This is a genomic window from Dietzia sp. 2505, from assembly GCF_040546785.1.
In the GTDB taxonomy this organism is placed as follows: domain Bacteria; phylum Actinomycetota; class Actinomycetes; order Mycobacteriales; family Mycobacteriaceae; genus Dietzia.
Window position 1 is genome coordinate 183,032 of sequence record NZ_JBEPON010000006.1, and the last position, 25,170, is coordinate 208,201.

General features: G+C 60.9%; 24 protein-coding genes and 1 pseudogene. 10 read left to right on the plus strand and 15 right to left on the minus strand.

Translation table 11 applies throughout. The annotated features are described in order from the left end of the window. Positions 1-26 precede the first annotated feature (26 nt). The 4 genes from ABIE38_RS12910 to ABIE38_RS12925 all read left to right on the plus strand — a co-directional run bounded on the left by ABIE38_RS12910 (position 27) and on the right by ABIE38_RS12925 (position 6,484). Positions 27-1,889 carry a polysaccharide biosynthesis protein gene (locus ABIE38_RS12910; RefSeq protein WP_354056863.1) on the plus strand — a complete coding sequence of 621 codons (1,863 nt, stop codon included), beginning with the start codon at positions 27-29 and terminating at the stop codon, positions 1,887-1,889. 257 nt (positions 1,890-2,146) lie between these two features. Further along, positions 2,147-3,310, plus strand: a complete 1,164-nt coding sequence (locus tag ABIE38_RS12915; protein ID WP_354056865.1) for a hypothetical protein — start codon at positions 2,147-2,149, stop codon at positions 3,308-3,310. Between the two features lie 16 nt (positions 3,311-3,326). Further along, positions 3,327-4,241 (plus strand): sulfotransferase family protein, encoded by a 915-nt coding sequence (locus tag ABIE38_RS12920; protein ID WP_354057041.1) that lies wholly within the window; start codon positions 3,327-3,329, stop codon positions 4,239-4,241. 1,061 nt (positions 4,242-5,302) lie between these two features. Further along, complete coding sequence (locus tag ABIE38_RS12925; protein WP_354056867.1) at positions 5,303-6,484, plus strand: lipopolysaccharide biosynthesis protein; 1,182 nt, start codon at positions 5,303-5,305, stop codon at positions 6,482-6,484. Between the two features lie 387 nt (positions 6,485-6,871). On the opposite strand, the gene ABIE38_RS12930 is transcribed toward ABIE38_RS12925, so the two are convergent. From ABIE38_RS12930 to ABIE38_RS12975, 10 genes and pseudogenes are all read right to left on the minus strand, one after another. Continuing rightward, positions 6,872-7,063 carry a hypothetical protein gene (locus ABIE38_RS12930; RefSeq protein WP_354056869.1) on the minus strand — a complete coding sequence of 64 codons (192 nt, stop codon included), beginning with the start codon at positions 7,061-7,063 and terminating at the stop codon, positions 6,872-6,874. A 449-nt stretch (positions 7,064-7,512) separates the two neighbouring features. After that, positions 7,513-8,251 (minus strand): annotated as a pseudogene (locus tag ABIE38_RS18130) (ATP-binding protein). A gap of 80 nt (positions 8,252-8,331) precedes the next feature. Continuing rightward, positions 8,332-8,577, minus strand: a complete 246-nt coding sequence (locus ABIE38_RS12940) for a hypothetical protein (RefSeq protein ID WP_354056873.1) — start codon at positions 8,575-8,577, stop codon at positions 8,332-8,334. A gap of 456 nt (positions 8,578-9,033) precedes the next feature. Then, positions 9,034-9,399 (minus strand): ATP-binding protein, encoded by a 366-nt coding sequence (locus ABIE38_RS12945; RefSeq protein ID WP_354056875.1) that lies wholly within the window; start codon positions 9,397-9,399, stop codon positions 9,034-9,036. Between the two features lie 126 nt (positions 9,400-9,525). Then, entirely contained in the window at positions 9,526-10,554 is a 1,029-nt protein-coding gene (locus tag ABIE38_RS12950; RefSeq protein ID WP_354056877.1) for a glycosyltransferase, read from the minus strand. Between the two features lie 150 nt (positions 10,555-10,704). Further along, entirely contained in the window at positions 10,705-11,358 is a 654-nt protein-coding gene (locus ABIE38_RS12955; protein WP_354056879.1) for a sugar transferase, read from the minus strand. A gap of 4 nt (positions 11,359-11,362) precedes the next feature. Next, the gene (locus ABIE38_RS12960; protein WP_354056881.1) at positions 11,363-12,592 is read right to left on the minus strand and encodes a polysaccharide pyruvyl transferase family protein; all 1,230 of its coding nucleotides are present in this window, start codon (positions 12,590-12,592) and stop codon (positions 11,363-11,365) included. Then, complete coding sequence (locus ABIE38_RS12965; RefSeq protein ID WP_354056883.1) at positions 12,589-13,296, minus strand: HAD family hydrolase; 708 nt, start codon at positions 13,294-13,296, stop codon at positions 12,589-12,591. The genes ABIE38_RS12960 and ABIE38_RS12965 overlap by 4 nt, the downstream gene beginning before the upstream one ends. After that, complete coding sequence (locus ABIE38_RS12970) at positions 13,293-14,267, minus strand: ATP-grasp domain-containing protein (RefSeq protein WP_354056885.1); 975 nt, start codon at positions 14,265-14,267, stop codon at positions 13,293-13,295. Before ABIE38_RS12970 ends, ABIE38_RS12965 begins: the two co-directional genes overlap by 4 nt. A gap of 38 nt (positions 14,268-14,305) precedes the next feature. Continuing rightward, positions 14,306-15,436, minus strand: coding sequence for a DegT/DnrJ/EryC1/StrS family aminotransferase (locus tag ABIE38_RS12975; RefSeq protein ID WP_354056887.1), 1,131 nt, complete (start codon positions 15,434-15,436; stop codon positions 14,306-14,308). Positions 15,437-16,349: 913 nt separating this feature from the next. On the opposite strand from ABIE38_RS12975, the gene ABIE38_RS12980 reads away from it, so the two are divergent. Continuing rightward, positions 16,350-16,799 carry a cupin domain-containing protein gene (locus ABIE38_RS12980; protein ID WP_354056888.1) on the plus strand — a complete coding sequence of 150 codons (450 nt, stop codon included), beginning with the start codon at positions 16,350-16,352 and terminating at the stop codon, positions 16,797-16,799. A 9-nt stretch (positions 16,800-16,808) separates the two neighbouring features. Here the strand turns inward: ABIE38_RS12980 and ABIE38_RS12985 are convergent, their stop codons facing one another. Continuing rightward, the gene (locus tag ABIE38_RS12985; protein ID WP_354056890.1) at positions 16,809-17,003 is read right to left on the minus strand and encodes a hypothetical protein; all 195 of its coding nucleotides are present in this window, start codon (positions 17,001-17,003) and stop codon (positions 16,809-16,811) included. Between the two features lie 156 nt (positions 17,004-17,159). On the opposite strand from ABIE38_RS12985, the gene ABIE38_RS12990 reads away from it, so the two are divergent. Further along, entirely contained in the window at positions 17,160-17,585 is a 426-nt protein-coding gene (locus ABIE38_RS12990) for an organic hydroperoxide resistance protein (protein ID WP_354056892.1), read from the plus strand. 12 nt (positions 17,586-17,597) lie between these two features. Here ABIE38_RS12990 and ABIE38_RS12995 read toward each other — a convergent pair whose 3' ends face one another. Beyond that, positions 17,598-18,647 carry an NAD(P)-dependent alcohol dehydrogenase gene (locus ABIE38_RS12995; protein WP_354056894.1) on the minus strand — a complete coding sequence of 350 codons (1,050 nt, stop codon included), beginning with the start codon at positions 18,645-18,647 and terminating at the stop codon, positions 17,598-17,600. A 210-nt stretch (positions 18,648-18,857) separates the two neighbouring features. On the opposite strand from ABIE38_RS12995, the gene ABIE38_RS13000 reads away from it, so the two are divergent. Continuing rightward, a complete protein-coding gene (locus ABIE38_RS13000; RefSeq protein ID WP_354056896.1) occupies positions 18,858-19,607 on the plus strand; it encodes a hypothetical protein in 750 nt (249 codons plus the stop codon). 194 nt (positions 19,608-19,801) lie between these two features. Here ABIE38_RS13000 and ABIE38_RS13005 read toward each other — a convergent pair whose 3' ends face one another. Further along, positions 19,802-20,131, minus strand: a complete 330-nt coding sequence (locus tag ABIE38_RS13005) for a hypothetical protein (RefSeq protein ID WP_354056898.1) — start codon at positions 20,129-20,131, stop codon at positions 19,802-19,804. A gap of 191 nt (positions 20,132-20,322) precedes the next feature. Further along, positions 20,323-21,042 carry a DUF4236 domain-containing protein gene (locus tag ABIE38_RS13010; RefSeq protein ID WP_354056900.1) on the minus strand — a complete coding sequence of 240 codons (720 nt, stop codon included), beginning with the start codon at positions 21,040-21,042 and terminating at the stop codon, positions 20,323-20,325. A 156-nt stretch (positions 21,043-21,198) separates the two neighbouring features. Between ABIE38_RS13010 and ABIE38_RS13015 the strand changes: the two genes are divergently transcribed. The 3 genes from ABIE38_RS13015 to ABIE38_RS13025 all read left to right on the plus strand — a co-directional run bounded on the left by ABIE38_RS13015 (position 21,199) and on the right by ABIE38_RS13025 (position 23,661). Then, positions 21,199-21,645, plus strand: a complete 447-nt coding sequence (locus ABIE38_RS13015; RefSeq protein ID WP_354056902.1) for an excalibur calcium-binding domain-containing protein — start codon at positions 21,199-21,201, stop codon at positions 21,643-21,645. Positions 21,646-21,750: 105 nt separating this feature from the next. Further along, positions 21,751-22,323: a dihydrofolate reductase family protein gene (locus ABIE38_RS13020; protein WP_354056904.1), complete on the plus strand. Its 573-nt coding sequence runs from the start codon at positions 21,751-21,753 to the stop codon at positions 22,321-22,323. A 330-nt stretch (positions 22,324-22,653) separates the two neighbouring features. Beyond that, on the plus strand, positions 22,654-23,661 hold the full coding sequence (locus ABIE38_RS13025) for an LLM class F420-dependent oxidoreductase (RefSeq protein WP_354056906.1): 1,008 nt from the start codon (positions 22,654-22,656) through the stop codon (positions 23,659-23,661). Between the two features lie 82 nt (positions 23,662-23,743). Here ABIE38_RS13025 and ABIE38_RS13030 read toward each other — a convergent pair whose 3' ends face one another. Next, positions 23,744-25,003, minus strand: a complete 1,260-nt coding sequence (locus ABIE38_RS13030; RefSeq protein WP_354056908.1) for a cation:proton antiporter — start codon at positions 25,001-25,003, stop codon at positions 23,744-23,746. Positions 25,004-25,170 lie beyond the last annotated feature (167 nt).

Consider the following 25,170-nt stretch of genomic DNA (forward strand, 5'->3'; position numbering starts at 1 on the left):
GTGCGTGACTGGACCGAGGACCGGACATGACTCGCAGTGCACGCCTGATCGGAAGCCGTCGCTCCGCACGGGGGGCCGGCAGCTGGGCCTTTTCTCCCTGGATGCCCATCGATGCTCTGCTTTGGGCGGTAATGCTTATGACCGCACTGTGGATGCGTTATGACTTCTCGGTCGGTCAGCTCTCCATGACTCTCGAGATGTCCCGGTTTTACCTGGTGCTCCTCGGGGTGGTCGCGCTGAGCTGGGTGGCCGGGTGGTTGGCGGGCCTGTACCGGGGGCGCTTCATTCCCGGGAGTCTGCTTGAGACAAGCGTTCTGATCGTGGTTTTCGCCGGCGCCTCCTTCGTGGTGTTCGCGGGACACGTTGTAAGTGGCGACTACGAGGGAGTGCCACGGTCTACTCCGCTTGTCGCGGGTGCGTTTACGATCCTCGCCGCCCTCGTCCTGAGGTCGCTGGTGCGGCGCAAAGAGCTGTTCGGCGCCGGGGCCGCAGCAGGTGCCGAGCCCGTTCTGGTGTTCGGCGCTGGAGACGGTGGCCGGCAATTGGTTGGCCAGCTCCGTCGTTCCCCCGTGTCCAGGTTTCGCCCGGTGGCCATCTTGGATGATGACCCGGCCAAACAAGGTCTGGTTGTGGACGGAATTCGAGTACGAGGCACACGAGAGCATATTGCTCACTTTGCGCATAATCTCGGGGCCGGGACGCTTCTGATAGCAGTTCCCAGCCTGCCCGGCGAGGAACTGGTGGACATCCGCGATCGGGCGGAAGGGGCAGGGCTTCACGTCCTCGTGCTGCCACCGATCGATTCGATGATGAAAGCTCGCGTAGCTGCAGACGAACTGCGGGGGATCAACGTCACAGACTTGCTCGGCAGAGCGCCCGCACGGCTCAATCAGACCCAGATCGCCGAGTACATTCGCGGCAAGAGGGTCCTGGTGACGGGCGCGGGCGGGTCCATCGGCTCCGAGCTCTGCCGCCAATTGGTGCGGTTCCGGCCCGGGGAGTTAATGATGCTCGACCGGGACGAATCCGGGCTTCACGCAGTGCAGCTTTCTATTCAGGACCAGGCAATGCTTGATGGCGATGATACGATCCTCGCGTCTATTCGCGACCGCGAGGCGATCGCTGAAATCTTCGCCAAACGCCAGCCGCAGATCGTTTTTCACGCAGCAGCGCTCAAACACATGCCGCTTCTTGAGCACTATCCTCTCGAAGCTCTCAAGACCAACGTATTGGGCACCCTGAACCTCCTAGACGCGGCAGAAGCTAGCGGGGTCGAGACCTTTGTCAACATCTCGACAGACAAAGCAGCGAGTCCGTCAACCTCCTTGGGGACAAGCAAACGGATTGCAGAACGGTTGACCGCAGCCCGGGCGATCACTGCGCACAAAGCGAAATACGCCTCAGTCCGATTCGGGAATGTGCTCGGTTCGCGCGGCTCGGTACTTACGGTGTTCGAGAAGCAGATCAAGGACGGCGGGCCGGTGACGGTGACGGATCCCGAGGTGAATCGGTACTTCATGACCATTCCCGAGGCATGCCAGCTGGTACTTCAGGCCGCGGTCGTGGGCGACTCTGGCGACACTTTGGTGCTGGACATGGGCGAGCCGGTGAGGATCGCGGACGTCGCCAGGACGCTGATCCAGCAGTCGGGCAAGGACATCGAGATCGTCTACACGGGCTTGCGTGAGAACGAGAAGGCGGCAGAGGAACTGTTCGACGAGACCGAGGTGCCTATCGCTGGAAAGAAGCATGAGGCATTATCACAGGTTCGAGTACCTCCTATTAACCTGACGCCGGAACAACTAGCCCGCTTCGATGACCATGAGCTGGCCCGAAGATGGATGCAGACACACGCGTACTCGTCCAATTATTCCCCGAGCATGCGCTGAACCGACTGCGCGGCCGTGTTAGCGGGGTCCGTCATCAAGGGAGTGGCCCAGTGAAGATAGTTCGATTGTCCAAGAATGAATCAAGACAGTTTACGCGCTGCCACAAACTGAACCTTGGGCCACTTATGAGGAAGCTCTCCTGAATGGGCGCTCTCGGGAAAGTGGGCAGGGGGCAGCTAGCGATCTACCTCGGCCTCGTTGCAGTCATTCCTCTTCTGCCGCGCGTAACGTTCGGAGGCACAGCTACACTGATAACAATGGTGTACATCGCTGCACTGATCGCTGTCACGCTTACATCCACGGTGTTCGCTGCCGATTACAAAAGAATAGTGTTGTTTCCCGGCTATTTCCATCTAATTGCCATATTGGCATTTGCATATTCCTTATATGCAGCGAGAGTTCTATTCACGCAAGAATATTCCGAGCTCAGCCATGTTGCATCAAGATTTGTTCTCCTCCTAATTGCGGCGAGCTTCTGCCATATATTACGCAATGTATCGCTACAAAAAGCGCTCAACTGGTACGCGCTCGGCGCCGCACTTCTGGCTTGTCTTGCTGTCTTTATAGCGCTCACCGGGCTGACTATCTTCGAGGCCCCTCGGCCGTCTCGCGACTTGGGTGTGACATTGCCGTTGATGAAGACCGCTGGAGTGCCCAGAAGCTTTGGGGAACAGGGAATTGTCGTGGCAATTGTTTTGTCCTACGTACTAGTCTTCTGGTCAAATTTAAGTAGAACCAAGCGCGGTCTCGCTATTGCCACAGTGGTTAGTCTGCAACTGACCGGACAGTCGCGAAACATGATACTTTCGATGGTGATTGTAGTAGTTGCTTGGATATTGGTTCGCAAGGGAACAAATGCAATTGTGGCCTCTGTTTTGCTAGCGGGCTCATCGGTTAGTACTTTTCTAGTAGAACAAGTTTATCCTAGTTTGGCAGACACGGGCCTGGGTTCCTCGATCGTGGGAGAGGGTGTTTTAGAATCGAACGTCACTGCCAGGTTCCAGCTAGTACAAGGAGCAATGAAGTTAATAACCGAACAGCCAGCAAAGTCGTTGATCGGTTGGTCGCATTCTGAGTGGCTGGTGGTCGCGCCGTTCGGCCTAGAGAATAATATCCACAATCATTTTATTGCCTTGCTGATTTACCTAGGGTTGCCGATCGGAATACTAACCATCGCGTTGTTCTTCGTAGTGCCGCTATTAAAAATTCTCGGCAGCATCGGTTCGGATTCCGTAGGGGGCTTGAACAAGAACACTACATTCGTTATTGTGTGCGGCTGCGGCGTGCTGTCAAGCCTAAACTTCTATGAAGGCTTTTTTTCCATCTCCCTTGCAGTCTATGTAGGTTTGGTGTGGTCGATGGCATACATCGACATAAGCAAGACTAGTCGCGAGTACGCAGTGTCAGATACTAGGTATTAGGAACGGAGTGGTGGACATGGCTTGGAACCGATCAATCGAAAAGGCCCGTCGCATCTACGGCGAGTTGGTGCGTGGCCGGACGCGGGTTCGGGTAGTCAACGCACTCTGGGAGCCTTCAAATACCACACCAAAGTTCGTTCTATCGCCATATCGGTCTGGCACCACGCTACTGAGGTATTGCTTAGACTCGCATCCGTCTATTGCCGTGCCCCCAGAGACCGACTATCTAGCCCATCTTGGCGCTATCCTCGTAGAAGAAGCTTCAGCAAAAGGAATGCGAGACCTTGGATACGACTCCGAATCTCGAACTAAGGCAATTGGAAGCTTCGGACGCACCTTCTTGGATACTTACGCTTCAAGTAAGGGGAAGCCTGAGTGGGTTGACAAATCGCCGCGCTACGCCGAACATCCGTTTGCTATAGATGCACTGTATCCGGATGCTCGATACGTGGTCATGCATAGACACCCGCTCGACCAGATTCATTCGTTTACCAAGGGTGGTCGATATGTTCCCACCGCGCTTGCAAACCATGAGTGTGAAGAGGGTCCGAGCTTGGTTCTCGCCGCTGCTCATTACTGGTGTGAAGTCTCCGTCGGGCTGCGGAGCTTCTCAACCAATGTAGGCACCCGCGCGACGACGATATTCTACGAAGACCTCTGCGATTTCCCGCAGAAGACTCTTCGGCGTGTTCTACAGGGGTTCGATATCGAGTGGGACGAGTCTGTACTGAACTATCATCTTCATGATCACGATTTGGGAAGAGAGGCTGGAAGAGTTCAAGGAACTGTCGGCTTTTCGAAGTCATCGCATGCTTGGAAGACTTGGCCGCCCGAACTATTAGATGATATATGGGAAGTTGTTGGTGAAACTGCTGACTCGTTCGGATACGGCCGCGACGGCGAACGGCGCCAGGCTTCGAAACCTGAATAGTTGATTGGACAATTTGTGAACCGCGTTGTATATGTCGGCGGCTATGGCCGCAGTGGCTCAAGCCTAGTCGATCGTTTGGTGGCGTCGAAGACTGGCGGTTTTTCAGGCGGCGAGCTTTTCAGCCTTTTCGCTTGGGCGGAGAACGGCCAAAAGTGCTCGTGCGGTGTTCCCGTAAATGAATGCCCTTTTTGGAGGCCTATAATTGTCGACGCCGTCGATGCTACTGGGGACACCTTGGCGGCATTGTCAGCTTCCTTGATTGACAGTGAGTTCCGCAGACACCCGACTTCTCAATGGAGGCTGGCTTGGACCTCGGTTTTTAGGTCGCTTTCGGACTGCGGTTTTGAGATTGTAGTTGACTCTAGTAAGAATGCTAACGGGCGTAGGCGTGCGAGGATGTTGAATACGCTAAATGGTGTGGAGGTTATTGTATTCCTTCATGTGCACCGCCGTTTGCCGGCGGTGCTACACAGCCGTCTCAAAGGAAACAATAGAGCGCTTGAGAGCCAGTCCCCGGCGCCACGTGACCGGTTGGCTATCTCGCGGGCGATACTCGGTTGGGTAATTGCAAACCTGTACGCATCTTGGTCTGGACCACGATCCGCTTCGGACTATATAAGTTTGAGTTACGAAAAAATTGTCGAAACGAATGGAAGTGCGCTATTCGATTTGATTGGCGAAATGTCTGCGGACAGTATTGGCAATCCGGCAGAAGCGTTCCATAACATTTCGGGTAACCGCATTCTGCGATCTGGGGAGGCCATAAATATTCGATTTGACGAACGGTGGCGGAAAGAACTGCCATTCGCGCTTAGGGTTGCTTGTGTCTTGATCGAGCGTCCTACTATAGTTGCCATGCGTGTCGTCTCAAGAATCAGCTTAAGGATAGTTCGTGCACGCTCTTGAGGTCAGAGCTGGACCAAGTTCGATCCTCAACGAGCCAGGTCTTGGGGCGAAGACTGGAACCGCGTCGCTGGTCTCTCTGCGTCTGGTCTAAAGCAGATCGTGGCTGGGTACTTGATGGTTTGTGGTTAGGATATCTATTGAAGTCATGGGGTTCGGTGACGATTCTTCTTGGCCGCGTTGTGTTAGTGCTGAGCCAAGTTGTTATTTTGGTCTTGGTTGCGCGATTTGAAGGTGCGGCAGAGGTCGGTCGGTATACGTTAGCGCTCGCAATTTGTAGTCCGGTCTTGGTTTTCGCTCACTTTAGACTGCGCGACTACCTTTCTTCTCACCCGGTAGATTACTATAGGCTATCTAAATACTTACGCTCGCAGATGATTGTGGGAGTGTCTGGTGCGGTTGTCGTTGTGGCAGCCGCAAGTTTAATTTATGATATCGAGTTTGGGTTACTTGTTGGCGCGCTCGCCATTAGTAAAATTGTCGAGAATAGCATTTTTTGCGCTAATGGCCTAGCTGCGCGTGCTGGTCGTCATTTTGCTATGTCGGTGTCAACCATTATCCGGGCGCTTCTTAATGTTATTTCGATCTTCATCGGAATGCTTACGTTTGGGCTGGCGTTCGGCCTACTGCTTACCGCCTTTTTCTGGACGGTTCAGTTTATTTTGTATGACAGAAGGCTTGCGGATAGTGGCATCGAGAATAGTCCGGGACGGAACGTGGATAGTCAGCTTAGCTTAGTTTCGCTCTTGACCCTCGGTGCCTCAGCTTTCTTAACTTTACTTTCGCCTACCCTTGTTCGGATTGCGCTCGAGGCATTCGGTAGTTTAGAAGCACTGGGCAGGTTTGCAATAGCAGCATATTATGTCCGAATCGGATCGGTCCTCTTTCAATCAATTGGTCAAGGCTCGGCCACGCAGATATCTAGTTATGTGGTGTCGCGAGAAAAGGACTTGTTGTTCAGACTGGTTCGTCGTCTGGTGCTCTTGTCTCTGGGTTTCTCGGTCATTTCGGGCGTTATATTGGTTGCCGTTGGGGCACCCGTATTGGCATTCGCTTTCGGGCCGGATGCTCGTCCTGATAGATCTTTGCTTTTTGCAATCAGTGTAGTCGCTATTTTCGTTTTTGCGAATACCGCTATTGCGATTCCGGCTGTGGCAATTGTCCCAAGCCGAAGATTCGCAGTTTACAATCTGATTGCGGCTTTGTTTACGATAGTGACTGGCCCCATATTGATTCTTAAATGGGGCGCGGTTGGTGCTGGTTACACATGGGCAGTCGCGGCTGCCGTACAGTTCTTTTTGGTTGGCATTCATGTCAGAATGTGGCGGTCGGCAAGCTAGTTCGCGTTCCTGTTTCGGCTAATAGCTATTCCAAATGGCGTTGTCGCCTGCGCTCCCCAGTCCGGTCCGAATCTTCGCCGATGTTGTTCCGATTCAGGGCGTGTACCAGCCTTCGGTTCCTGAACTAGGCAACTCCTTTATCGTGCGCGCCACCGCCGGGTGAATCTTTGGAGGCTTGGGTGCCACCCGATTTTGACCTCGGGGGCCCGCGGTATTGTCGTTGGGGGTCAGTGATCGCTTCTGTCAGGGCTACCGATCCTCTGCCGACAGTCGCTTACTGATTGGCGGCTTCGTGGTCGTGCAGTTTGTGGGTGCCGGTGTCGATCCAGATCGTTTTGTGGACTCTGTGACCCATGACGCGTTGGCGAGAACTCCGTAGCCGAGGCGCTAATTCCGGTCGTTCCTGGCGTACTGCGTGCAGAAGACCGTCGAACCGGTGTGGTGGCGCCGGTAGAGCGACTGGATACGGTAGTGGCAGGCTGGCTTGGCCAGGACACAGCCGACGTAGGAGCTGCTTGAGCCGGCGAAGCCCTGGAACACGGCGTTCTGGTGCCGCTGGATGAACGAGCTGGTGGCCACCTGGGGGAGCACGGTCCTGGCAGGCCTCGCTGGGCAATCAGATCCAGTCGTTGCAGTTCAGCACCCGGATGCCGAAGTCCGGCTCCGCAGATCAGACTCTAGATCTTGGAATAGTTGAAGGTCTCGTGCGCGCGGTCGGCTACCGGCGCACTGTTCATCCCGGCGATTTAGTCGGCGCCGCAGAGGCTCCCGCCGACTTCACCGGGTTCTACTCGTGGTGGCCGCAGTGCGGCGGTCTTGTCCTGGCCGGTGATCAGGATCGACATAGTGTGCGCATACCGGGCGAGCGCGCCAGTCCGGCCAGCGCGAGGGCGCACGCGGTTTCGAACCGGCCGAGAACCGCCGCGAAAGGCGCAGCATTGAGTATTCGAAGGTTTGGAAGCCACCATTATCGCCGTTGAGAGCCGGTGGCCGATGGGGTGGGAGAAACCGGCTCTCAGGCGTTGGATCTAGCTCTCTTTCATTGCGCCGTGTTCCCGCATGTTGTAGCTGCCGGTCTCGATCCAGATGATGTTGTGGACGATGCGGTCAATGATCGCGTCGGCGTGAATGCCGGAACCGAGGCGTTGGTGTCAGTCCTTCTGCGCGTGCTGCGTGCAGAACACAGTCGAGGCGTGTCCGTAGCAACGTTCCGTGAGTTCGAGCAGCATGCTGCGCATACCCTCATCTGGCGGGTCGAGAAGCCACTCGTCGATCGCCAGCAAGGTAAAGGCGGCGTACTTCTTCAGGATTCTAGTCGTGCCGCGGGGGGTTGTCCCTGGCCAACGCCCAGGCCTCAGCGAGGTCGGGCATCCGGATGTAGTTCGCCCGGATCCGGTGCTGGCAAGCCTGCTTCGCTAATGCGCACTCAAGGTAGGACTTCCCGGAGCCTGTGAAGCCCTGAAACACCACGTTCTGTTGGCGCTCGATGAACGAGCAGCTTCCGAGCTGGGCGACCACACCCTGATCGAGACTCCGTTCTGCGAGAAGGTCCACCCGGCGTAGATCGGCACCCGGGTAGCGCAGCCCAGCTCGCCGGTTCAGCCCTTTAACCTTGGCGTGGGTGAAAGAGGAGTAGGCCTCGTCCACGATGAGCCTAACCTGGTCCTCGAACCCGAGGCCGAGCACGAGCGTATAGAGCGCCTCTAGCATTGCGGTGGCGCCCATCTCGCGGAGCTTGCGTTCAGTCTCTGAATCTATTCGGGTCACCTGGTGCCTCCCGCCGCACAGTAGTCGGCCCCGCGCATGTAGCCGCCGGTCTTCTCGGCGGGTTGTTGCCCGCCGGCTTTCTAGGTGGGCGGCGCTGACGGTTTGTCTTGATCGGCCTCCAGGATCGGTCTCAGGTGCGCGTATCGCGGGGAGCGGATCGAACCGGCCACCGCGATCCTGTATGCCGCCTCCACTCGCTCGGCCGAGTAGCGGCGAGTCAGTCGGAGTGCCGCCAGTGCTGGGTTCAACGCCTGTTCGGCGACCAAGACGGATTCGAAGATCCGGTCCACCACGATCTCCGCGGAGGGCCCGACCCGCTCGCCCATTCCTGGGTCCTGGGCTGGTCCCACTGCCGGTACTTCACCCCGACGGGTAGGCCGGCGCCGTTGGTGCGCTAGTCGTTGACCACCGTCTCGGGCAGCAGCAGATGGCTGGTCAGGCGCTGCTGGCTGCGGTAGACCTCCAGCATCGTGTCCTTGATCCGCAGGTCGGCCTTGGCACCCACGATCGGAAACGGGACAGAGCAGTAGTTGCGGGCTCAGGCCACGTCCCCGTTGCGTCCGACCCGCCGGCCATACATCCAGCGACTGATCTCATACTTGGTGGCCGGCAGCGGCCGGAGCAGCGACTTCTCCTCGGACTCGAACACGCTGGCCCGCGAACCGGCACGCTTCTGGAAGGGTTCAGCGTTGTAGGCCTGCAGTTGTACGCCGATGGCTGTCCGCGCACAGGGTGACGTGTCGTTGCGGGTACAGGCTCACGTGTCGGTGTCCGGCTGGGGTCTATGGTGCCGGTTCGTCGGCAGTGCTGACAAGGTCAGCCCGGTCCTTGAGTCGGTAGGACGGACCGTTGATCGCGATGCCCTTGCAGTGGTGCAGGAACCGATTCAGGATCGCCGTGGCCCAGACCTCGTCGCCCGGTACGGTGCCCCATTCGGCGAAAAATTTGTTGCTGGTGATGATCGTCGAGCCCTTCTCATAACGGCGTGAGACCAGCTTAAAGGACATGTTGGCCGCCGCTCGGTTGAGCGGGAGGTGGCCGACTTCATCGATGACCACCAGTGACTGTCGGGCCAAGCTCGCCAGCTGCTTGGGCAGGGAGCCGAGGCTGTATGCCTTGCGCAGTTTGCGAACCAAGTCCTCGCGCATGTTGCGGGCGGGTACCGATCCAAAGGGGGATGTGAACGAAGCGGTCAATTATCGCGTCGGCGTGTACCCCGGAGCCGATTCATGAGCTCCGAGCAGGAGAAATTCCGATGAGCGACACGGATAGCTCTAGTCAGGAACGCGCAGAAGATCCGACACAAAACCACTTATGAGACTTGCCGTATTCTCCCAAGACAGTTCATCGCGAGCAATTTGCGGTCGGAAAGAATCCGGAGCATCGAGAACAGCAGACGCGATTCCGGCCAGAGCGAGCGTATCCCCGTCGCTGACGAGAGCGGCACCTGGTAAACCGTTGAGACCCTTAATGGAGTAACCAATGATCGGTCTGCCGCAAGCCAAGGCCTCAAGCGCTACCCTTGGAAGCCCCTCCCAAGATGCGGTGTGAATCAGCGCCCTACTCTGCGCAAGATAGCTAATAGGCGGCACACGGCCAGGCAAAGTGATTGACCGTTCGAGCCCATATTCTCGGATTAGCTCCAGGACTGCAGAACGTAAGGGCCCCCGACCAAGCATGAACAGGTGAGCCTTAGGGTTCAGATTTACGAGGTGCTTCATAGCTTCGACCGCCTCCAGTGGGCGCTTCCTCTCCGTTAACTCCCCGATCCAGACTAGGTTGAAGCCAGGGGGGCACGGGAGAAGAGGAAATTGCTCAAGGTCAAGACCGACGCCAAAGCGGAGACGGAGAGTGGGAACGCTACCACCGTGTTTCCTGAGCCATTCCTGGTCCTCATCATTGATTGTTATGTAGCCCGATGTTCGACGTACCAGAAGCTTTTCGATCCCCTTCCAGAAGAGGCCCGCGGCAGAGTGTTGGTTCGACCAGTGAAATCCATGAGCAAAATAGACCACAGGAATGTCGTGCATCGATAGACGAACCAGAACAGAGGGCGTAGCCGTATTGGTGATAATTGCGTCCAGATCGTGCTTTCTTGCCCACCCGCGAATGCTACCGGGAGCCTTTAGGTTAGTGATCGAGGGCCGCCTAGTAATACCGGCAAGGGCATCGGATGGAACCGATTCGGCCGGGTCGCTAGCCGCGAGGAAGACTTCGTGACCCCACTCCTGAAACCGGCCAACTATCTCAACCCAGAACGCGTCGAAATGCGCGCCTATATTTGCGACAATCCCAATTTTCAATTTGGTCTACCACCCTCCGGAGGAAAATTTCGCTGGAACAACTCGCATCGTTTCAATCGGGAAGGCACTCCCCAGACATCGTGCATGATCGTAGATAGAGGAAAGTTCGAACAGGAAATCCAGACAGCTCAAGTTGCCTTTACAGGGCCGTTACTTGTCTTCCGGATTGTTCCACACAGAACTGCTGTCGCCTCTTTCGTGAGAACTAAGAGCGTCGTGTGCAACGAAAGCAGTTGACTCAACGTCGAAGACTGCGGCAAAGGTTCGAGCTATTATTCGCAAATCAGCCAGAAACGAGACATGGTCAATGTACTCAAGATCTTTGGCAATTTTCTCCTTCCAGGTGAGGGAATTTCTTCCACTCACCTGAGCGAGACCAGTTAGGCCTGGCCTAACAGTGAGACGTTTCTTCTCGAGTTCGCTGTATCGATCAACCTGATACTGGAGAGTGGGCCTTGGGCCAACGATGGACATATCGCCGAGCAGGATGTTAAAAAGCTGAGGAAGCTCATCAATGCTAAAACGACGCATGAAAGCGCCTACTCTGGTGACTCGAGCGTAGTTCTCAAGGAGCACACCATTCGAGTCATGGCTATCTTCGGGTGTCAGCATGCTACGGAATTTCAATATCTGGAACGGGACACCGTCTCGGCCCACTCGTTGCTGACGATAGAAGACCGGCCCCCGGCTCTCAGCCTTGACTGAAGCTGCGAACAGGAGGGTAACCGGGGCTGACGTTAGAAGTCCTGCAGTGGCGCCCACAATGTCGAGGGCTCTCTTGCCAAAAGACATGTAGAAACTCATAAGATCAAGCCCCCCCAATTTTCATAATTAGACTTCGCCGAAGTTGACGAAAAGATTCTCGAGTAGCTGGTGGAACCAAGTCGTGCATCATGGATTGACTAGCCCGAGTAGCATCGTAGTGGTTAATGGCTTTGTGCAGCGAGTATTCGAAACCTAGCGTCATCACTGCATGGAGGGAACCAGCCGGCTGATTGCCCCATGCTGTATATGAAGCCCCCCAGCTCTTTGTATAGTAGTACCGTTTGTCTCCTGCTACGTCTCGAAGCGCGTGCAGAACGGGAACGCGGTTGGCCAAGGCTACAACCGCAGCATGATACCGCTCACACAACACCATATCGGCGTTCAGGATGAGCTTCCGCGCGTCCTCTAGGCGCAGAAACCCGCGGTCGCCTAAATCGAATGCGTCCCAGCCGAACTCTCGATGTAGCCACTCAGCTTGATCGGATCCTCCGCGCCCCGAATAGAAGGGCACAACCACGACGTCTACACCCCGATTCGACATGGCGGAATCGAAGCTTGCTAGAAGCGGCCTCAATTCCTCGAGTTTCTCGACCGGCATGTAGGTTTCCAGAACCAGGTAGGGCCTGGCACGTTCCGGTATATCTGAGGGTCGGCCAATAAGTGAAGCAGAAAAAAAGAAAAGATCGTCCGGCGCGTAAGCGATATCTGATTCAGAAACGCCGAGGCGGCGAAGCGCTGCGGCTGAACTGACAGTGTCGCGCACATGAAATGATGCATTTAGAGCAGGCAGAATATCTGCCAGAAATGCCGAACGGAGGCCAAATGGCCCAAAGCCATTGGCAGTGAATATAATAGGCTTGCCGAGAGTTTGTGCGATCAGGATTGGGACTAGTATGCTCAACAGCTTTGGCAATCGATGGGGCTGGCACCAAAGCTCGTTCCAGTATCCTCCACCATTCACTACTAGGCGATCGACGCTCTTCACTGACAGAGTGAGCGCGTCCAGGTTGGATACTGTATCGAGGATCTCGAGAGGGGTGGGGTGTCTTCCCTCTGCAGTAAGAGCATCGCGACTAGCTTCATCGAATACGACGGTGTGACTCTCAACGGGCGTGTGAGGAAGGTATTCTTGCCAAACCTTGCTGACAACGTTGGTGTCGTAAGAGTAAAGTGCAACAATTTCAACTTCGGGAATGGCGTACAGATTGTTCACAAGCATGCCGTAATCGCCAAAGTTCGCGTCTGCGAACGGACCCGTGAATCCGAGTTTCATTTTTCTTGGGCTCCGATGAGTCTCAGTAGATCTGGAATTTCGGTGAGCGTACCCACGGAGTGATGCTCGGCAACTTCGTTCAGGTATGAATTACCGTGATGAGTACCCTTCTGTCGAACTAACCGTACCGTAGTGATGGGAAGAGTTGCGGATATGTAAAAGTCTTTCGCGGGATTATCTCCCACGTAGACGGTTCGTTCGGGTGGGACATCTAACTGCTTGCAGGCGATTTGAAAGGGTTTTGGGTCGGGTTTCCAATGGGTTCGATTCGGTCCAAGTTCGTCGGTGATCACAATACTCTGAAAGTACTTGCTTGCGTCGACTGCCTTCAGTTTGTTTCTCTGCGTTATCTCAGGGCCGTCAGTAATTATTCCGAGACGGACGTCGATTGTCCTCAGCGTTTCCAACATTGGTAGCACGTCTGGCCTGAAACTGAGTTGAGGGGGATGCTGGCGATGTACCCGTACTAAGTTATCCACGGACACGTCAGTTATCGAAGGATGGTGGGCGGCGAGATGGTTCAGTACTTGTTGATAGCGCCGGGGAGAGCCCGGCGGGTCCGCCGCATTCATTGCCGAAGCAACTAGATTCGGGTGGCAACCGAATGATTCCAGGTAGCGTGCTACCGCGCAGGCTGCGCTATCTTGGAATTCTGCCTCCTCGACCAGTGTGTCGTCGAGATCGAAAACCAGTGCCCATGTCATTGGGTCACCTTCTCCCCCGACGGCCCGATGCAAATCGCTTGATCATATCTCAAGAATGTTAGGTCCTTCGTAAAGCTGTCGTCGTATTCTAGTTCTTCGCCTTGGAGAAGCCTGAATAGCTTGTCGATTGAGTCACTGCCGGCCGCAATACTCATCGGCACGCCGCCTCCGAACCTTGCATTAACCTCAATGAACTGGACTGTTCGTTGGTCCCAGAAGCATTGGATAGTGCTAGGTCCGGGAATGCAAAGTCTGCTAAGTAATTCCCGCGCTTCGGTTTCTATTTGTGGTACCCGCATGATCTTGCCCTTGGAAATTTCACCTGCTCGCGTGGCGATTCGCTGGCGAGGCACGATCGACAGAGGTCGGCCCGAAAAGTCAGAGAAGCAATCCAGGGTGTATTCCTCGCCAGTTGCTATTTCCTGAACCATCGGATTTACCGTGTTGCGAAGTGCGGTTGTCAGTTGATCTGTATTTTGCACCGCGGCCGCTCCTATGCTGGAACTTCCCTCCCGCGGTTTTACGAAAACTGGAAAAGCTGACTGCGGAATTTGTGCGGGCTCCGTTATGAGCGCAGGTACAGCGAACCCTGCTTCGAGAATGACCTCTGATGTACGCACTTTGTCGGCGCAAATGCTGATAGTATTCACATCCGCAACCAATACCTTGGCACCTGTTAGTTCTTCGATGTGTTCGCGGTGCAGTGCAAGAGTGGGGAGTTCCGTGTCGATTGTAGGGACAACAAGTTTGATATTGAATTTGCGAATCAGTTCCACAAGATTTTCGATATAGGTTGGTGCTCCTACGCGCTCGATTAGTGACCAGTTGTCCGCAGCGTAGAGCGCCGGCGCCAGTGGGTCTGCGTCGGCCGCCACAATCGAGGCTTGCTTATTGCGTTCGTGCGCCACTCGCTGAAAATTCTGAACTAACTCAACGCGCCTACCGGCGCTAAGGATGAGGGTGTTGGCCATTTCGAATCTTTCGTGTTGGAAGTCATGTCGTCAGGCGGTCACCGCGATAGTATATTTAAGACTTCTATGACTCGAGTCGTCGCGCTATCTGGGAGTTCGGAGCCGCTCGGAAGGGTAATTCCCCTACGATATAATCTCTCGGAGGTGCCTGTACTGAAGCTTCGAGCGTTCCTGAACACTGGTTGCAAATGCATTGGCTTCCAAAGGTGCCGCGCCTCGATATTGGCTTTGTCCATCCTGCCAATGACCTCGTCAGGGGTGTGTGGAATGTCATCTCCCAGAATAATGGCGGTAAGCCAGCAGTTTTCCACATCTGATCCATCTGCATCGGCTGTTCCAAGGAATCGCAAGTCAAGGCTTGCGATCGCGTTCATATATTGACGGCGAATCACACGGCGACGATGTATCATCTCGTCTAAACGGCCCAGCTGCGCCCGTCCAAGTGCGGCCAAGACGTTCGACAGCCTGTAGTTATATCCGATTTCTGTGTGCTCGTACCAAGGTACGGGTTGCCGGGCTTGTGTGGAGAGGTATCTAGCTCTATCAAGGAGTTGCTCGTCATTTGACAAGAGCATTCCCCCGCCCGAGGTCGTCATGATTTTGTTTCCGTTGAAAGACAGCGCAGCGGCCTGCCCGAAGGCGCCGGCTGGACGTCCGGCGTGTGAGGCGCCAAGGGACTCTGCCGCGTCCTCTAGCAGCGGCACTCCACGTTCAGCCAGGCCAGCCTCTATTGCCGTGTAATTGCAGCAGCGACCCAGCAGGTCAACAGTCATCGCCGCGACAACCTCGGTGCCTTCTCCACGGAGCGTGTCGATGGCTTCGAATAGAAGCTCGGGATCGACATTGCCATCCTGCTCCTGCGAATCAACGAATACGGGTTCAGCCCCGGTGTAGGCGATTGCGTTGGCGGAAGCGGCGAATGTCATCGACGAGACCACCACTGCAGTGCCTGGCCGTGCGCCGAGATGCAGGAGGGCCAGGTGAAGCGCGGCGGTACCTGAAGAAAGGGCCAGTGCTCCCTTCACGCCCACCCGCTGGGCGACTTCAGCTTCGAAGGCGTCCACTTCCGGTCCGAGTGGAGCGACCCACCCGGATCGGATGGCCCGTCGGACGGCGTCCTCTTCGGCGTCGGAGATATCCGCTCTTGACATGAAAATGCGTTCGTTCATCGGGCCTTCCGGTCGGCGGGCATCGCCTAGATCCTAGGAGCCCGCGGCATCAACTGGGTCTGGTTGCTTTGGTGGGGGCAATACTGGGATGAGTTCTGGCAGGTTCCTCCAGCTGCCCCCCTCCCCGGGCGGAGTTCAAGTACCTCCAGATGCCCCCCCCCGGCGGGGTTCTAGCATCCACCGCTCGTCTAGCCGGATCCGTGCGGCCCGCGGGCGACGCTGTTCTTCGTGCGATCTCGGATTTAGCCCTACTTCAAACATGCCAACTTCTGTCGACACCCACTCCGTCGGCGAAGGCGGGATGAATCCTTGCACTACTGTCTGGTCACTCGGCATGTGAACGTCTATGTGTTCGATTTGGACAGTTGGTGGAGCGCGTTTTCCTAGGACAGTTGTTTGCTGTCGGCTACTAAGCTTGTGTCTGTTCCGTCCTGCAGGGCCGCACGCACACAGTGAGGTGGGGATCAAGGGTGTGACCTGTCTTCCGCTGGCGTCTCCGGATGGCAAGTGTTGGTGGGGTTGGAGCGCGAAATGCTCGGCCGACCGTATCAAACGGTGATCAGCCCATTTCTGCGATGTGCGGGGCAAACACGTTCGCGCAGCCGATGGCCATTTTATCTCCCGGATCGAGCACCTCGTGGACCTGGATGAAGATGGGGTCCACCACGGTCCAGTGCACGTGCGCGAGGGGCAGATCGCCACCTGCCGGCGAGACCAGTTCGCGCCAGATCAGTAGTTCTTCATCTGTTTGGTCGTTGACGATCGGGAGGGATGACCGGCGCGGTAGCGTTGCCCCACACTGACCGGACTCCCTAGTCAGTCTGAGCAGACACGGGGACTGGGTATGCCGCATTCATCGATCCGGGGCGCAATAGGCACGACCGGCTCAATCATTGTCGCCGCTGGACTCGCGGTGACTTTGGCCGCATGCTCGCCCGATGCTCCGCAGTCCGTGACGGACGCGCAGCCACCGGCTCCGACCGAAACCGCCGAGCCCGTCCGCGCCGTCGACATCGCCGCAGGCCAACAGGACGGGCCGGTCGACGTAGAGGTCGACGGCGGCACTGCGGGTGTGGGGGTGACTTTCCGCGAGATCACCATCGAGCCAGGGGCTGGCACCGGGGAACACTGCCACTACGGGCAGCTGATCGCCGTGGTGGAGCAGGGCGAACTCACCCACTACGCCCCCATCTATCCCGGAGGCGTTCACGTCTACAGCGCCGGCGAGTCGATCATCGAGGGAGCGGGCTACCCGCACGAAGGGCGCAACGAGGGCGATGAGGACGTGGTGCTGATGGTCACCTACGTGATCCCCGAGGGGAAGCCGCTCGCCGAGACCGATTTGGCCAACTGCGATCACTGAGTCGCGCGGTCAGTCCTCGTCGGTGAGATCCGGGTCGACGTCGTCGTCGGTGGGCACCACCACCATTTGTTCTGCCACGTCGGCGGGGTTGGCCTCGCGGGTGGGGTCGTCGACGCTCACCTCGGGCGCGTACTCCTCGGCTGCGGTGACGGGATCCGGTTCCGGGGTGTACTCATCCGGATCGGGGCGGTCCTCGGCAAACATCTCAGGCTCCTCCTCGTCCCACTTACTCTCGTGAGGCCGTGAGCGGCTCGCGGCCCTCTCGTGCCCCCACCCTAAGCATCCTGCGGCGAACGGTGCCAGTGGCCGGCGAGGCGTACCTTGGGCCGCACTCACACCCTCAACCCAGGAGGCACTGTCATGGCAGATCCGCTGTACACCGTCGAAGCCCTGTCCACCGGCGGAGGCCGCGACGGCCACGTTGCCACCGAGGACGGCGCCGTGGACCTGGAGATGGCCCCACCCAAGGAACTCGGCGGGTCGGGGGAGGGCAACAACCCCGAGCAGCTGTTCGCCGCCGGGTACGCCGCCTGCTTCCACTCCGCGCTTCAGAGCGCCGCGCGGATGAAGAAGGTCAAGATCGACGGCTCGTCGGTCGGCGCCCGCGTCTCGCTGGTGGCGTCGGGGGAGCAGAGCATCGACCTGACCGTGGACCTGGAAGTGGTGATCCCCGACCTGGAGTCCGAGCAGGCCGACGAACTGGCCAAGCTCGCCCACGAGCTGTGCCCCTACTCCCGCGCCACCAAGGGCAACATCGAGGTCAGCGTCTCGGTGTCTGACGACTGACGCCTGCGGGGGCTAGTCGGCGTCGCGGTGGGGGGCTATCACCGCGCGTCCGCTGACCTTGCCGTCGACAAGCTTCTGGTAGACCTCCAGCGCCTGGTCGAGCGGGTAGACGTGGACTTCCGGACTGATCTTGCCGGCCCGGTACAGGTCCACCACCTCGTGGAGATCCTCGAGGGTTCCCCAGTAGGTGGACGAGAAGTTGACCTCGTACGGCAAACGGAAGACGTTCCACGGGAAGTCGGCGCCGGCCAGGCCCACCACGGTCACCGAGCCCTGCTGAGCCACGCTGGCGGCGGCGAGCTCGAGGGTCGGGGCCGCGCCGACGAAGTCGAACACCGCGGTGACGCCCCGGCCGCCGGTGAACTCGGTGAGCTTCTCGGAGGCCCCCTCGCTCGGGAGGCCGATCGCCCCGTCTTTCTCCGCGGCGGCGACGGCCTCCGGCTTGGTATCGGTGGCGTACACGGTGGCCCCGGTCATGGCCCGGATGATCTGCACCCCCACCAGGCCGAGCCCGCCCAGGCCGATGCACAGGGCGGTCGCGCCCGGGGTGGTCAGGTCGGGCAGCACTCGCTTGATGGCGTGGTACGGGGTGAGGCCGGCGTCCGCCAGGGGAGCGGCGGCCACGGGGTCGGCGTCGCCCAGCGGGATGAGGTTGCGCGCGTTGGTGGTCATGTACTCGGCCATGCCGCCGTCGCGACCGAGCCCCGTGGCCAGATACCCCACTGACGGCACGTCCTGGCAGTACGTGTCCTGCCCCCGCGAGCACGGCTTGCACCTCCCGCAACCGATCGGCCCGTAGACCAGGAACGCCTCGCCGGCGTTTAGGCCGGTGACTCCGGGGCCCAGCTCCTCGATCCACCCCGACACCTCGTGGCCCAGGGTGAACGGCGGGGTGAGGAAACCGGTGGGGTCGCCGGGGAAGTCGTGGAACAAGCCCACATCGGAGTGGCAGGCGCCGGAGCCGGCCACCTTGAGCAGGACCTCGCCCGGGCCGGGAGTGGGTCTGTCGACGTCCTTGAATTGGGGGAAGGTCTTGAAGCCCTCAAACACGACTGCCTTCATGGCGGCGCTCCTCGCTGACTCGCCGAAGGGCGCACCGGACGAGTGACGCCCGTCACAAGTATGCCTCACGGACGTAACCTCACTGAGATTCCTAAGCGGAGTTTAAGGTGAGGTCAGCCGTCGCGCGCCGTCACTCGCACCCCGCGCCTCACGGCCCGCCATTTACGACACGAGCGGGCTCGATGCCCCTCGCCTGAAGACAGGGACCACATGACCTCACGCACCACTCGCTCCATCGCCACCGGCGCCGCCGCACTGCTCATCGCATCGGGGCTGGCCGTCGGCACCGGGGCCGCGGTCGCCAGCGCCGTCCCCTCCGCGTGCGCCACCGCCCAGACCGTGACGTTCAACGACATAAACACCCTGGGCACCAACTACTACCTCAACAAAGAGGTCGTGGGTGACGGGACCGCGGCGCCCGGCGGCACAGTGACGTTTCGGACGACAGTCAGCGGTGCAGGCGCGCTCGTGACGGCCATCCAGGACTTCCACCCGGCCGGGTTCGAGCTGGTCCAGGCCCGCTCAAGCGTGTGGTACCTGCTCGGTGGGCAGACGTGGACCACCGTCACCAACGACGTCACCCGCGACTCGGCGACCAACTCGGTCCGCTACTCGGGCGCCGGCTGGACCACCGCCGGCAACGCGCGTGCCACGCTCGAGACCACCTACCGCGTTCCTGCAGACGCCACGCCGGGCGACGTGCTCAACACCGGCGCCGCCACGAATCTGGCGCTGGTGAGCGGCTACAGGGTGGCCAACCCCATCAACACTTGCGTGACCATCCGCGAGCCCAACCCGACCGAGGTCGTGACCGGCAGCCTCGACGGGCTGGGCCTGGGATCGGTGACCTCCGGGTCGACCGCCCTCGGCGACATCGGGGCCGACCCGGCCACGTTCTCCGCCGACCTGATCAACGGGCTCGACCTGGGGCAGCTGATCGGCGCGGCCGCGGGCAGCTGATCGGCCGGGCGCGGGGCGGGGCTTGTCGTCGTCGCGCTGTTCGGGCTGATCCGCGCGGCGGCGGTGACCGGCTGTGTCCAGGTTGCAGAGCCGGTCCCGCCCGTCGAGTGGTCAGAGCTGAACGCTGTCGGGAAAACTCACCTGGGAGAACCTGATCGGGTGTGACCACGCGACGGCTCGCGGAAGGATGCCCGCTATGACGGCGTGGGGTTGGTGAGCCACCAGACGATCACCTCTTCCGTCAGTTCGGCGATACGGCCTTCGCCCGTGGAGCCATCGCCCCACCGGGGAAGATCCACCCAGATGCGCAACGGCGCCCCGCCGATCATGGGCACGTCCATGTGGGCGAGGGGGCGGTGCTCTGGGGCGAGCTCGAATCTGTTGATCGTCCAACAGGCGTGCAACGGGACTAGGCCGGTTAGGCAGGACAGTTGGCGGTCGGGGTCGACCGGGGTCAGCACGCGGGTTCCGGGGGCCGCCGGGTTCCAGAAGTCGGGGTCTTCTGCCCCGAGCACATCGGTCATGATCTCCGCCGTCAGTGCTCCCGGTGGGGACGTTGGCTTGTCGGGGCCCGGGTCCGCTGGAGCCGCGCTCGCGGGCGCGGTGGCGAGGGCGGTCGCGGCAGCGGCTACTGCCATCGCGAGGCCGCGGCGAGATAAGCCTCCCCACGTCTTTGCGCGGGGCCCCTTTGTGCTCAACCAGGGGGTCACCCACGTCACTCGCATGCGACACCGTCCCGGTCCCGATCAAGCTTTGTGGAGTATCCCGGTTGACCCACGTAAAGCGGAGCGGCCCCGGCTGCGCGAGCCTCAGCGCAGGAACTGAAGCTGGCCGCTACGGGAGGCGCCACCGGCTGCGGCGGAGGGGGTGGAATGATCGCAGTGTCCTGTACGACGGGAACATCAACGGTAGGAACTGGCGCAGGGGGTGCCTCTTGGTCCTGGGGCGGCTCAACTGGTGCAACGGCGCTTTCGCTCTGGGTGACCGGGACAGTGGAGCTGGTTGCCGTGGTGGCCGTGGAGCGCGACGACGGGGTAGTCGTACGCTCCGAGGAGGAGTCTGACGTGGTAGGCGCTGGCGATACGGAGCTTTCACCGTCGCCCCCGCATTGCGCCAGGGCAAATATCAGTAGACCGATGAGCGCCACAAGGACCAGGCATCCTGGAGTGAAGTTGCGTGAGTTATTCGGCGGTGGGGTTTGAGGCGAGTTCGGTGGCTGTTGCGATGCCCCGCTGGATGAGGATTGCGTGGCTCCTGAGCCGAGCCGTGCAGTGTCGTAGATCCCCGTGCCTGGCACACGAACCGTCCGCGAGTACTGTCCTTTCGCGCTGCGCGTGAGCCGAAGCGGGCCGGCCCCGGCACTCACGCCGAGCCCGGACTTGCTAGCGGTAATCCGGAACGGACCGACCTTCTTTGAGCGCCTGTAGCTGACCATCGATTCACTCTCGTCTGTGTCTAGATTCCCCACCGATTGTGGCGACTTCGAAGGAGGTTACTGGCCCTAACGTGAGCGCGGACAACATTGGTGCATTACTGTGAGTCGAGTCTTATCCACACCGATCATCCGGCTCAGAATCCCCTGAGGGGTCCCATGAACGCTCGTCCTCTTGTCGCGCTCGGTCTGGCGACTGCAGCACTGCTCTTCGGCGCCCCCGCCGCCTCCGCCGCCGAGATCCACGTCGGCCCCTGGGTCGTCGAGGTGCCGGATATCGCGCCCGTGGTGGTGCCCGTGCCGATGGGGTCCGAGGCTGCGCCGCTGCCCGCGCTCCCGTTCCCGTTCGTGTGGGCGACCCCCTTCGTGCCGCCGGCCCCTGCTCCCGCGCCTGCGGCGGCTCCCGCACCGGCGCCGGTTCACGTTGCGCCCGCTCCAGCTCCGGCTCCGGCTCCGGTCCGCGTCCAGCCTCCGGCTCCCGCGCCGGTGCGTCACGTCGCCAACTGCACCGAGGCGAGGCAGCTGGGCGTCGCGCCGATCTACCGGGGGGATCCCCTCTACCGGCCGGCGCTCGACCGGGACAACGACGGCATCGCCTGCGAGTAGACCCGCCGTAGTCGGGGCTGAGGGGTCGGCCATAGTCGTGGTCGACCCCTCGGCGTCGCTACCCAGTTGCTGTCGGGGGAGCCCGCTCGGGCCTACCGTGGAGACATGGCCAAGGTCGTGTGGGGATTTACGAGTTCGATCGACGGGTTCATCGCCGGACCCGGGCACGACATGAGCTGGATGGAGGCCGCCGAACCGCTCGCCGACGGCACTGTCGAGCGGATGGCGGCGGACGTCGGGGTGATCATCGCCGGCAGGGACGGCTACGACGCCGCCAAGACCCAGCGCGGCGAGCGGGACGAGCTCACCGCCGAGGCCTACGGCGGCGCCTGGTCCGGCACCGAGTTCATCCTCACCCGCCGGCCCGACGACCTGGCCGACGATCCCAGTGTCATAGCCCTCGACTGCGACATAGTCGAGGCTGTCCGACGGGCACGAGATATCGCCGGGACGCGGAACGTGCAGATCATCAGCGCCGACATCGCGCGGCAGGCCCTCGAGCACGATTTGATCGACGAGCTGCAGGTGTTCGTGGCGCCCGTGTTCCTGGGCGACGGCATCCGCATCTTCGACGTGCCCGGTGGCCGTCGGGTCGACTGGGAACTCGTAGAGATCTACATTGATAGCCCGCGCAGCTTCGGCCGTGTGTACCGGCCCAAGGGGCGGGCGCAACAGTAGCTGCGACGCGATCGAGTGCGCGGCAGCACGGCGTCGCGCGATCGACCGCGGGGACCGCTCTGTCGGCCGGTGCCCACGACGAAACGGGACCTGCCCCGCTCGGCGAGTGGTCACAGCTGACGGCTCTCGGGAGAATCCACCTGGGGAAACGTGATCAGGTGTGACCGCGCGACGGGGAATGCCCAGGGAGTGCTCTGCGGTGGTGCATCGGCCCCGCGGTGAGCCGCCGCTGCGGAGACCCGGCCCCGTGGAGACCCGGCCCCGCCACCAGAGATGCACGGCAGCCCCGGCGGCTGGCACGCCTGATCGGGCGAGGGCATTCTGGACGTCATGCCAGCCGACTCCAGCCAGTCCGTGCCCAACGCCAACGCCGCGCCCAGCTCCGCCACAGACCGCACGCCTGACGGCAAGGTCGCGCTGCGCGTGTTCGTCGAACCCCAGCAGGGCGCCTCCTACGCCGACCAGCTCGCGGTCGCCCGCGCGGCCGAGGACCTTGGGTACGAGGCGTTTTTCCGCTCGGACCACTACCTCAAGATGGGCGACGTCAGCGGTCTGCCCGGACCCACCGACGCCTGGCTCACCCTGGCCGGCCTGGCCCGTGAGACCACCTCTATCCGGCTAGGCACCCTGCTGACCTCAGTGACCTTCCGTCACCTAGGCCCGCTGGCGATCTCCCTCGCGCAGGTCGACCAGATGTCCGGGGGACGCCTGGACGTGGGCCTCGGCGCAGGGTGGTACGCCGACGAGCACACCGCCTACGGCATCCCCTTCCCGCCCATCGGCGAGCGGTTCGACATGCTCGAGGACACCCTCGGCGCCCTGGAGACCCTGTGGTCGACCCCCGAGGGGGAGACGGTCACTGTGCGGGGCAAGAGGACCGAGCTGGTCGACTCACCCGGCCTGCCCAAGCCGCTGCAGCAGCGGCCGCCGGTCATCGTCGGTGGCTTTGGCAAGCGCCGCACCCCCGCGCTCGCCGCCCGGTTCGCCGATGAGTTCAACGTGCCCTTCGCCGATGTCGACACCGTCGCGACCCAGTACCGCCGCGTCGACGAGGCGTGCGCTGAGCGCGGACGGGCGCCGGGAGAGATCGTGCGCTCGGCAGCCCTCGTCCTGTGCTGCGGCCGCGACGAGTCCGAGCTCGGCCGACGCGCCGGCGCCATCGGCCGGGATCCGGAAGAACTGCGGGCCAACGGCGCGGCCGGAACCCCGGATCAGGTGGTCGACACCATCGGCCGGTATGCGGCGATCGGCGCGACGCGCATCTACCTGCAGGTCCTCGACATGTCCGACCTCGATCACCTGGAGCTGGTGGCCTCGGAGGTGGCACGGCAGTTGTAGAGGCGACGGCGGGCCCAGCCGTGGGGAGCGGGGGGCGTCACGGGCGGGGGCCTCAGGGCGGCGCGCCCTCCCGAATCGGCGCTCAGGCCCCCGCGCGGGCCCGCCGCCGGTCCAGAGCGCGCATGACCTGGGACGCGCTCGCGCCGTGGAGGACCAGGGAGGCGATGATGACCAGCGACACCGGCGGCCACAGTGACCAGCCGTCCTCCTTGGGGAAGTACCCCATGGCGTAGCAGAGGTAGAACAGCGAGCCGACGCCGCGGACGCCGAACACCGACACCACCATGCGCTCGTCTCGGCGGAGTTTGCGGTCCCCCAGGAGCGAGATCCAGGCGGTGAGGGGCCGGATCACCAGCAGGACCCCGGCCGCCACCGCCACGTGGGTCCACTGCAGGCGGGGGAGCGCGTCCGAGACGAACGAGGCGCCGATCACCAGCAGGACGAGCAGGGTGAGCAGGTGCTCGGTGTACTGCACGAACTCGTGGAAGTGCTCGTGCCGCTCGTCGTCGCGCTCCGACGCGCGCACACCGAGCGCCGCGCAGAACACGGCGAGGAAGCCCCAGCCGCCCAGCAGTTCGCCGACGCCGTAGGCCAGCAGGAGCGTGGCCACGGCGGCGGCGGGCTCGGCGAATCCCACGAGTCGGTGGTCACCCACGCGCACGCGGTAGACCGCGGCGCCGATGAGGCGGCCGAGGAGGTAGCCCACCACCGCGCCGATGATCGTCTTGCCCACCAGGTCCCACGCCGCCCAGCCCAGGAGCCACTCGCCGGGATCCCCCTTGGTGGCCAGGTAGATGGCGAGGTAGACGAAGGGGAACGCGAGGGCGTCGTTGAGCCCGGCCTCGGAGGTCAGGGCGAAGCGGGCCTCGTCGTGCTCGTCGTCGACCTCCTCCCCGGAACTCGGACCCTCCACCTGCACGTCGGAGGCCAGGACCGGGTCCGTCGGCGCGAGCACCGCCCCGAGCAGCACGGCGACCGCGGGGGTCAGCCCCAGCACCCACCACCCCAGCACCGCCACGCCCGCGATGGACAGAGGCATGCCTATCGCCAGCAGTCGCCAAGTGGTGGTCCACCCGCGCAGGCTCAGCGGCCGGTCCAGGGCCAGGCCCACGCCGAAGAGCGCCACGATCACGGTGATCTCGGCCATCCGCTCGGCCAGTTCGGCGTGCTCGATCACGTCGACGAGCTGCGACTCGGTAGGCATCAGCCAGCCGATGACCATGCCCACGCCCACCACCACGATCGGCGCGGACAGGACCCGCTCGCGGAGCAGGCGCGGGAGGAACGACCCGATGAGCAGGGCCGCGCCGATGACCGCGAACATGAGGTCGGTATTGGGCACTGAGCGAGTATGCGCTCGCAGGGCCTCCGCGCCACCGCTGGCGGCCGTGGCCGGCGTTCCCTGTCGGCAGCGCCCAGCTGCATACCCCCCACCGCACCCCCGGCGCTCTGGCCAGAGACAGACGACGGGCCGGACTCCCTGGTGGGAATCCGGCCCGTCGGTGGTCG

Excerpts from the sequence above, each read along its gene's own strand:
- ABIE38_RS12910 (WP_354056863.1), top strand. The coding sequence starts at position 27 with ATGACTCGCAGTGCACGCCTGATCGGAAGCCGTCGCTCCGCACGGGGG.
- ABIE38_RS12915 (WP_354056865.1), top strand. The coding sequence starts at position 2,147 with ATGGTGTACATCGCTGCACTGATCGCTGTCACGCTTACATCCACGGTG.
- ABIE38_RS12920 (WP_354057041.1), top strand. The coding sequence starts at position 3,327 with ATGGCTTGGAACCGATCAATCGAAAAGGCCCGTCGCATCTACGGCGAG.
- ABIE38_RS12940 (WP_354056873.1), bottom strand. The coding sequence starts at position 8,577 with ATGGGCGAGCGGGTCGGGCCCTCCGCGGAGATCGTGGTGGACCGGATC.
- ABIE38_RS12945 (WP_354056875.1), bottom strand. The coding sequence starts at position 9,399 with ATGCGCGAGGACTTGGTTCGCAAACTGCGCAAGGCATACAGCCTCGGC.
- ABIE38_RS12955 (WP_354056879.1), bottom strand. The coding sequence starts at position 11,358 with ATGAGTTTCTACATGTCTTTTGGCAAGAGAGCCCTCGACATTGTGGGC.
- ABIE38_RS12960 (WP_354056881.1), bottom strand. The coding sequence starts at position 12,592 with ATGAAACTCGGATTCACGGGTCCGTTCGCAGACGCGAACTTTGGCGAT.
- ABIE38_RS12965 (WP_354056883.1), bottom strand. The coding sequence starts at position 13,296 with ATGACATGGGCACTGGTTTTCGATCTCGACGACACACTGGTCGAGGAG.
- ABIE38_RS12970 (WP_354056885.1), bottom strand. The coding sequence starts at position 14,267 with ATGGCCAACACCCTCATCCTTAGCGCCGGTAGGCGCGTTGAGTTAGTT.
- ABIE38_RS12975 (WP_354056887.1), bottom strand. The coding sequence starts at position 15,436 with ATGAACGAACGCATTTTCATGTCAAGAGCGGATATCTCCGACGCCGAA.
- ABIE38_RS12985 (WP_354056890.1), bottom strand. The coding sequence starts at position 17,003 with ATGTTTGCCGAGGACCGCCCCGATCCGGATGAGTACACCCCGGAACCG.
- ABIE38_RS12990 (WP_354056892.1), top strand. The coding sequence starts at position 17,160 with ATGGCAGATCCGCTGTACACCGTCGAAGCCCTGTCCACCGGCGGAGGC.
- ABIE38_RS12995 (WP_354056894.1), bottom strand. The coding sequence starts at position 18,647 with ATGAAGGCAGTCGTGTTTGAGGGCTTCAAGACCTTCCCCCAATTCAAG.
- ABIE38_RS13000 (WP_354056896.1), top strand. The coding sequence starts at position 18,858 with ATGACCTCACGCACCACTCGCTCCATCGCCACCGGCGCCGCCGCACTG.
- ABIE38_RS13005 (WP_354056898.1), bottom strand. The coding sequence starts at position 20,131 with ATGACCGATGTGCTCGGGGCAGAAGACCCCGACTTCTGGAACCCGGCG.
- ABIE38_RS13010 (WP_354056900.1), bottom strand. The coding sequence starts at position 21,042 with ATGGTCAGCTACAGGCGCTCAAAGAAGGTCGGTCCGTTCCGGATTACC.
- ABIE38_RS13015 (WP_354056902.1), top strand. The coding sequence starts at position 21,199 with ATGAACGCTCGTCCTCTTGTCGCGCTCGGTCTGGCGACTGCAGCACTG.
- ABIE38_RS13020 (WP_354056904.1), top strand. The coding sequence starts at position 21,751 with ATGGCCAAGGTCGTGTGGGGATTTACGAGTTCGATCGACGGGTTCATC.
- ABIE38_RS13025 (WP_354056906.1), top strand. The coding sequence starts at position 22,654 with ATGCCAGCCGACTCCAGCCAGTCCGTGCCCAACGCCAACGCCGCGCCC.